General features: G+C 34.0%; 5 protein-coding genes. 2 read left to right on the top strand and 3 right to left on the bottom strand.

Features of this window, described 5'->3' with window-relative positions; genetic code table 11:
- Window positions 1–84: 84 nt before the first annotated feature.
- The gene (locus FC72_RS09725; protein ID WP_057767240.1) at window positions 85–1,251 is read right to left on the bottom strand and encodes a MalY/PatB family protein; all 1,167 of its coding nucleotides are present in this window, start codon (window positions 1,249–1,251) and stop codon (window positions 85–87) included.
- A 204-nt stretch (window positions 1,252–1,455) separates the two neighbouring features.
- On the opposite strand from FC72_RS09725, the gene FC72_RS09720 reads away from it, so the two are divergent.
- The gene (locus FC72_RS09720) at window positions 1,456–2,514 is read left to right on the top strand and encodes a permease (protein ID WP_057767238.1); all 1,059 of its coding nucleotides are present in this window, start codon (window positions 1,456–1,458) and stop codon (window positions 2,512–2,514) included.
- Between the two features lie 209 nt (window positions 2,515–2,723).
- Here FC72_RS09720 and FC72_RS09715 read toward each other — a convergent pair whose 3' ends face one another.
- Both FC72_RS09715 and FC72_RS09710 read right to left on the bottom strand, forming a co-directional pair.
- On the bottom strand, window positions 2,724–3,188 hold the full coding sequence (locus FC72_RS09715) for a VOC family protein (RefSeq protein ID WP_057767236.1): 465 nt from the start codon (window positions 3,186–3,188) through the stop codon (window positions 2,724–2,726).
- 79 nt (window positions 3,189–3,267) lie between these two features.
- A complete protein-coding gene (locus FC72_RS09710) occupies window positions 3,268–4,113 on the bottom strand; it encodes an aldo/keto reductase family protein (protein WP_057767234.1) in 846 nt (281 codons plus the stop codon).
- Between the two features lie 291 nt (window positions 4,114–4,404).
- Between FC72_RS09710 and FC72_RS09705 the strand changes: the two genes are divergently transcribed.
- Window positions 4,405–7,347: an LTA synthase family protein gene (locus tag FC72_RS09705; RefSeq protein WP_057767231.1), complete on the top strand. Its 2,943-nt coding sequence runs from the start codon at window positions 4,405–4,407 to the stop codon at window positions 7,345–7,347.
- Window positions 7,348–7,646 lie beyond the last annotated feature (299 nt).

Below are 7,646 nucleotides of genomic sequence, written 5' to 3'. Positions count from 1 at the left end.
CATAATCATCAGATGAATTATTGTATTTCATCTGACAACCATAAAGGGATTATCGCAAGATTTAAATCTTACAGTTCCATTTTTTTATTTCGCTGAACTCTCTTTTTTCATATCAATACCTTGTTTCAATCGGTTCAATCCATCCTTAACGGTCGATATAGGACATGCTATATTCATTCTCAAGAAGTCATAACCATTGCCACCATAAACATCACCTGAAGACAAATACAAACCTGTTTTTGATCTGATAAATCCAGCTAATTCTTTAGAATCATCTGAAATTGCACCCGTATCCATCCATAGTAGATATGTCGCTTCTGATGGAACCAACTTAACTTCTGGCAATTCCTTTGCCAAAAACTCTTGAACTAATTGTTTATTTTTTAAGATTTGCTGCTTTAATTCAGATACCCATTCATGACCTTTTTCATATGCAGCAATCGTTACAGGCATGGCAAATGAGTTAGGTTCGGCCAACTCTTCACTATTTATACCACGACTAACCTGTTCACGGAGATTTTCATTAGGAACAATAATAGTTGCGGCGTGAATTGCGGCTACATTGAAAGTTTTACTTGGTGATACACAAACCATCAAATTTTGAACAAGATCTTTATCCAAAGAAAATGCTGGTGTATATGGCTTAAAGGTAATATCACCATGGATCTCATCACTCAACAATTTAACATGATGCTTATTACATAATTCAGCGATTTTTGTTAATTCTTCTCTACTCCAAACTTTCCCAACTGGATTATGTGGATTACATAAAATCATTAATGTAGTCAGTGGATCTGATAATTTTTCATCAAGATCTTTAAAATCGATTTGATATGCTAAATTATCAAATACCAAATCACTAGAAACAACATGACGTCCATTATTTACAATTGAATTATAGAAAATATTATATACAGGTGCTTGAACCAATACATTGTCTCCAATTGATGTTACTCGTCTAACAATTGAAGATATGGCTGGTACTACACCTGTAACAAACATCATCCAATCTGTTTGAGGACGAAAATCGTGTTCTTTTTCATACCAACCGGCGACAGCATTGAAATATGCTTTTCCAGCTTCTTCATAGCCAAAGATCTTCTGATCAGCTTTTTCATGAATAGCTTCGACAATTTCTGGAGCTGTTTTGAAGTCCATATCAGCAACCCACATTGGTAATTCATTGTCTTTAACATCCCATTTTATTGAGTCAGTCTTTCGACGATCAATACTGTTTTCAAAATCATACATATAATCGACCTCCATTTTTGTCTTTATGAATATTAAACACCTTAGAGTAAACTCTAAAGCAACAATAATTTCTAAAATCTTGGTGAATTCCCTATTTTTGTGAAAAATCGCACATTTAATATTTAAATATACTTTGTGAAGTTTATAATAATCATTGTATGTAAGGGCATACAACAAATTCTTTGAGGGAAGAAGGAAAGAAATATGGATACGCAGATTTCACATAATCGGAACAAGCAGCAAATAGTTTTCGCTATTTTATTCTTCGCTATCCTAGTTGCCGGAATATTTTATGTTAAGTGGTGGCCTTATTACCAAAAGGCTATCGCCGCAGCTTCTACACATTCTGTAGGTGACTCTATAATTGCAGGAGTTGGTACTGCCACTGGGGGCGTGTCACTCAAAACTGGATTCTCATTCACGATAACTTATTTCTTATCTGTTTGGAAAGCCTTGGTCGTTGCACTTATAGTTGGTTCATTAGTACAAGTATTATTACCTGTACGTTGGATTCGTCGTTATCTGGGAGGTACAAAGCTTAGAAATACACTTATTGGAACATTGATGGGTGTTCCAACAATGATGTGTACTTGCTGCTCTGCACCAGTTACCGTAGGTTTAGCTAAGTCAAAGGCTTCAGTTAACAGTATTATGGCCTTTTTCTTAGCCAATCCATTATTAAACCCAGCTACATTGATCTTTATGGGGTTGGTATTAGGATGGAAATTCACGTTCTTTAGAATTGTTTTTGGTATCCTAATGGTCATTTGTATTGCTACTTTAGTAGGACGTTTGAGCAGTAAAAAAGAAGTCGAGGTTTCTGAAGGCTCAGACTTTGATCCTGTTCAAGAAAATACCGAAGGATTACTAAAACGCTGGTGGAAAGCATTCTACATATTAGTAATCGACAGTATTCCTGCTTATGTAGTTATTGTCTTCATCTTAGGTACTTTTGAAGACGTATTATTCCCAGCAATTCAAGGTGGACTTAGTGGCGGTGTTGGTGCCGTTATCTTATTTGCACTTGTTGGAACGATTTTTGTTATTCCAACTGCTGGTGAAATTCCAATTATCCAAGCTCTAATGGCATTGGGTCTAACTGCTGGTCCTACAGCAGCACTTTTGATGACATTACCAGCCGTAAGTATTGTTTCATTGGCATTGCTAAAACCTGTCCTTAGTTGGAAGAGTTTAGGAATTACAGCTGCCAGTGTATTTGTTTTCGGCCTTGTCGCTGGTTTAGTTGGTGCATTTATTTTATAAAAGAGTGTGAAAAAAGGCGGTTTGCCACCGAAGCATAGCCTAGAGGCACAAACGATTGGCACCATCAATCATTTGTGGTTCGTAGCTATGTGGAGGTTGCAGCCTTTTTTTACACGTTTATGCTATAAAAGTCTGGGCAAAAAAATAGCTTGGCTCCGTAAAGTAATAAAACAGCACCCCCGAGGGGGTGCTGTTTTATTATTTATTCACTATTTGGCAGCTTCCAATTCCGCAATATCAATCTTTTTCATTTTCATCATCGCTTGAACTTGGTTTGGAGTTCGCGTCAATTCACCCATATTCTTAGGAATAATTTGCCACGACATTCCAAACTTATCTTTGACCCAACCACATTGTTCAGCTTCAGGTACATGAGAAAGTTTTTCCCAGTAATAATCTATTTCAGCTTGATCGGCACATTCAATAGTAAACGAAATTGCTTCGTTAAATCGGAAGTAAGGACCACCATCAAGAGCCATGAATTTTTGACCATTTAAATGGAAAACAGCCGTCAAAATCTTGCCAGTCATCCCTTCAAAATGTTCATCTAACTTTTCATCAGGATAATAAGTCACATCATCCAAAGTTGAATTAGGAAATACCTTAATGTAGTAGTTAATTGCCTCTTCACAATTATTATCCGCAAACCACAAACTAGGAACGATTTTATTCATGATACCCTCCTGCTTTTTTACAATTATAATACCGTAAAAGTCAGGTGAATCAATTTAAAATTTGGCTTATTTTATGCTTTTAACCTTGCGTAGCATTATGAAATGCACTTGGAGCTGTATCTGGCATTTGATTCAATAATTTCATATCTTCTTCGCTGATTTCAAAATCTAGTTTAGCGTTGGCTTGAATGTGTGGTAATTGTGTTGCTTTTGGTAATGGCAAGACACCATTTTGAACAACAAATTGGATAGCTAATTGAGGAACACTGACATTATATTTTTCAGCAATCGTCTTAACTTGTTGATTATCTACTAAACCACCTGTTGCTAATGGAGAGTATGCTTCTACAAGAATTCCATTATCTTGTGCAAATTTAGTGATTTTAGGTTCTGTATAACCAATATAATATTGAATTTGATCAACCATCGGCTTTACTTTAGCTGTTGCTAAAATATTTTGTAAATCATGAACATTAAAGTTAGAAACGCCAATAGCTTTTACACGGCCAGTTGCGTAAATATCTTCCATAGCTCGCCATACTTCTTGATTCTCTTTATCGTGATTGGAACCAATTTGAGCCCATGGCCATGGAGCATGAATTAAATACAAGTCCAAATAATCAATATCAAGATTACTCATTGTCTCTTCAAAATCCTTCATTGCGTCATCATAACTCTTAGTTTCTGCTGGAAGCTTTGATGTTACAAAAATTTCATCACGATCAATTCCAGAATCACGGATACCTTGCCCTACTTCTTTTTCATTTTCATAAACTAGGGCTGTATCAATATGACGATATCCAACTGTCAAAGCATCTAGCACCGCTTTTTTAGCCTTATTAGCTGGAATTTGCCAAGTACCAAAAGCTACCTTAGGAATTTTTGTTTCATTTGAAAGTTGATATGTTTCAGTTAATTTTGTCATTTAAATTTCCCTCTTTGATTAGGTTCGATTGATTTGATTCAATCAATAGACGATATCATATACCTTGGAGTTAACTACAGGGCAAGGATTTTGTATACGTAATACTCAATAATTGAAAAAATGTTGCAAAAATTCAGAAAATAAAATAATTTTGATTTGCAGTTTGATAATTATTACAATAGTAATATACTTACATGATATAAATCGATAATTTTAAATAACCTATTCCAACACTAGAATGCGAAGTTATTAGTGCTGGAATTTTTATTATTGGGGGAGATTCTTTTAAATATGAGTTCTTTGAAGCAAAAGACCAATCTTACTTGGTCAAAGGTTTTTTCAGTATTAAGTATCGCCATACTCAGTGGTGTATTTATAACTGCAATGCATTTATTAAGTAATCAAAAATACATGAGTTCTGGATTTTGGGGTATCTGGCTTTTTAAAACTATCACCGTTATTGCCAGTTTATTCATACCTATTTTGATCGGTATGGACTATAAGAAAAATTCTAAAGTCCCTAACCGTAGTATTTTATTCTTACTGATTTTGGACTTACTGATACAACTAACTACGCCGATATTTAGTAATCAGATAATTTCTCGGCCCGAATTATATTTACTTAGAAGCAGTACTGGTATTTTCCTATCATACATTGGGATACTTTTAATTGGTCCATTTATAATTGGCGTAATTCAAAAGCATTCCACTAAAAGTATTGGGAAAATACTAATTATCATCTTCATTATTTTTGTGGCGGCCAATATGATCCTCGGCCAAGACATTATGGGATTCAGCCATGGACAAAATCTAATTTGGTATCTTTATTTATTCGTGATTGGATACTGGATCAGAAACTACGATTGGTCTAGATTTTCAAATTTAAATATTTCTTTGTTATTAGCACTTTCTTTAATTGGATCATTTGTATCATCTTGGTTAACTACCAACAAAGTAAATTATGATCCTCACCACGGTATGACGCTGACCTCACATTACCTTGGAAGTATTATCAGCAGCCAACCTTTATTTTTAATTACCGTTGTTTTAAGTCTTATTTTACTTAGCAAGATTCTAAAACAAACTGTTTATTTAAAGGTTTCAAACATATTTACCTTTGGATTAGTTTTGATTTTAGCTGATAATCCAAAACTAATTGTGTTCAGTTTTTCTTGGTTACGAGGATTCATTGACCATACCTCCGCACTTCTGGGAACAATCGTAATAATCCTAATATCATTAATAATCGTTCTACTTGTTCAATTCATCTATTCGAAACTAATTATTTTTAATAACAACTTTAAACCATTTAAGAGTTTCAGTTTTGATCTATCTCATGCTAATAAATATCTCAAACGTATTGCCACTGCATGGCACTTTTGGCTGATTTTAGGACTTTCGTGGATAATGACCGTCTTATCTATGAGCAAGTTATGGAATTGGGATATTAATATGACCCAATGGATAATTATTCATCGTGAACCAATTATCTTCATCAATATCATTATTCTTTTAGCAATTTTTGGTATCGTTTGGTCAGTTTTAAATCGCTATTGGTACTCACTTATTATTACCATGGCTGCCTACATTATTTGGTTGATTGCTAACTTTATTAAAATCGAATTCCGTGCCGAACCAATTTTGCCATCAGATATGTCAATGGTGACATCCCTATCAGAATTATTGAACATGGTTTCATCAAAATTGATTATTGGGGCTTTAATAGGAATCGTAATTCTAGCAATTATCGCTATTTGGATTCAAAGAAAAGATAAGAACAAGATTCATCTTGGACTTAAAATGCGTGGTCTAATAATATTACTAGCAATATTATCTCTAGGAAGCTTCTTTACAGCTAATCATCCTAAGACACCTATCGCCTTATTATTAGAAGATATTGAAGATAAGCCTTATTTTTATGCTCAATTAAGAGGTGCTAAATTAAATGGTACCCTACTTCAATTCGCAAATAATCTTGATGTAACTATTATGCAAAAACCAGATGGTTACTCTAAAGAAAGAATGGCTCAACTATCTAAAAAATATCAAAAAATAGCTGCGGATATAAATAAAACTCGTACTAATAGTGATATGAAAAACCAAACTGTTATTTTTAATTTAAGTGAAAGTTTTTCTGACCCAGCTAAAGTTCCAAATTTAACAGTTCATGGAAATCCTATTCCATTCGTCCGACAAATGAAACAATCAACTCCTGCAGGTGAAATGCTAACTAGTGGTTATGGTGGCGGTACCGCTAATATTGAATATCAAACTTTAACCGGTATGGCGATCAATAACTTCTCACCAACTTTACCAACACCTTACTCACAACTTGTCCCATATCAAAAAGTTGCTCCTGCATTTACCGACCTGTTTGACTATAAAACAGGTATTCATCCCTTCTCTGCTAACTTATATAGTAGAAAACAAGTTTACAAGAAATTCGGTTTCGACAAATTCTATCATCTAGTAGACGGAGATAAATTAACTTATACAGATAAGATAGAAGATAGCCCTTATATCTCTGACGAGTCTGCCTATAAGCAAACTTTAAAAGTTATGAATGACCATCAAGGCGGACAATTTATTAATTTAGTAACTATGCAAAACCATATGCCGTTTGATGATTACTATAAAAATAACGATTACTCTGTCAGTGGCTCTGCCTATACAAACAATAGCCGTAAACAACAAATTGAAAACTATACTCAAGGTATTCACTACACTGATATAGCTTTGAAACAATTTATTGAACAAATAGATAAAATGGATCGTCCTATTACGTTTATCTGGTATGGTGACCATTTACCTGGATTATATAACGGTGATTCCATGCAGAAATATGGACTACAATTACATGAAACTGACTACTTCGTTTATAGCAACAAATATAGTCGTCAACAAAATTCTAGTTTACCTAAGACTAAAATAGTTAGTCCTAACAATTTTGCTGCCATGGCATTGTATAAAATGAATATGAAAGTTTCTCCATATTATGCATTACAAACAAAGGTTTATACTGATCTACCAGCAATGACTCTAGATTCGTTTAATTCAGCTAAAAATAATACTGTTAACTCCAGTTCTGAATATGTCGATGAAAATGGTAAGTTAGTTAATAACCTAAATAAGAAACAAAAAGCAATTATGCATGATTATGAATTGTTACAATACGACATCACTGCGGGTAATCAATACTCACTGAAAAATGGCTTTATGAAGATGCCTAAGTAAAATTACAATCTAATTGTTTGTCTAAAAAAAAGTACAATGATATATTTTAATTGTTGGTATGGATAAATTATTCTGTCCTATGATAAGAATTCACTCCTATTTTGGTCAAATACTTGTCCAGCCATACCAATTTAGATAGATTAAAATCCATTTCCCGATGAATCTTTAATCTAAAAAAGACACCCATGATGGGTGTCTTTTTTTTGCTTCCGAATTTTATATACTAAGCGTGTGACAAAGGGCTGCAACCTCCACATAGCTACGAGCCACAAATGATTGATAGTACCCAATCATTCGTG

Origin of the sequence: Companilactobacillus tucceti DSM 20183, from assembly GCF_001434665.1 — a bacterium.
In the GTDB taxonomy this organism is placed as follows: Bacteria; Bacillota; Bacilli; order Lactobacillales; family Lactobacillaceae; genus Companilactobacillus; species Companilactobacillus tucceti.
Note: the sequence above shows the minus strand (reverse complement) of the source record. Positions and strands in the feature narration are given on the sequence as shown.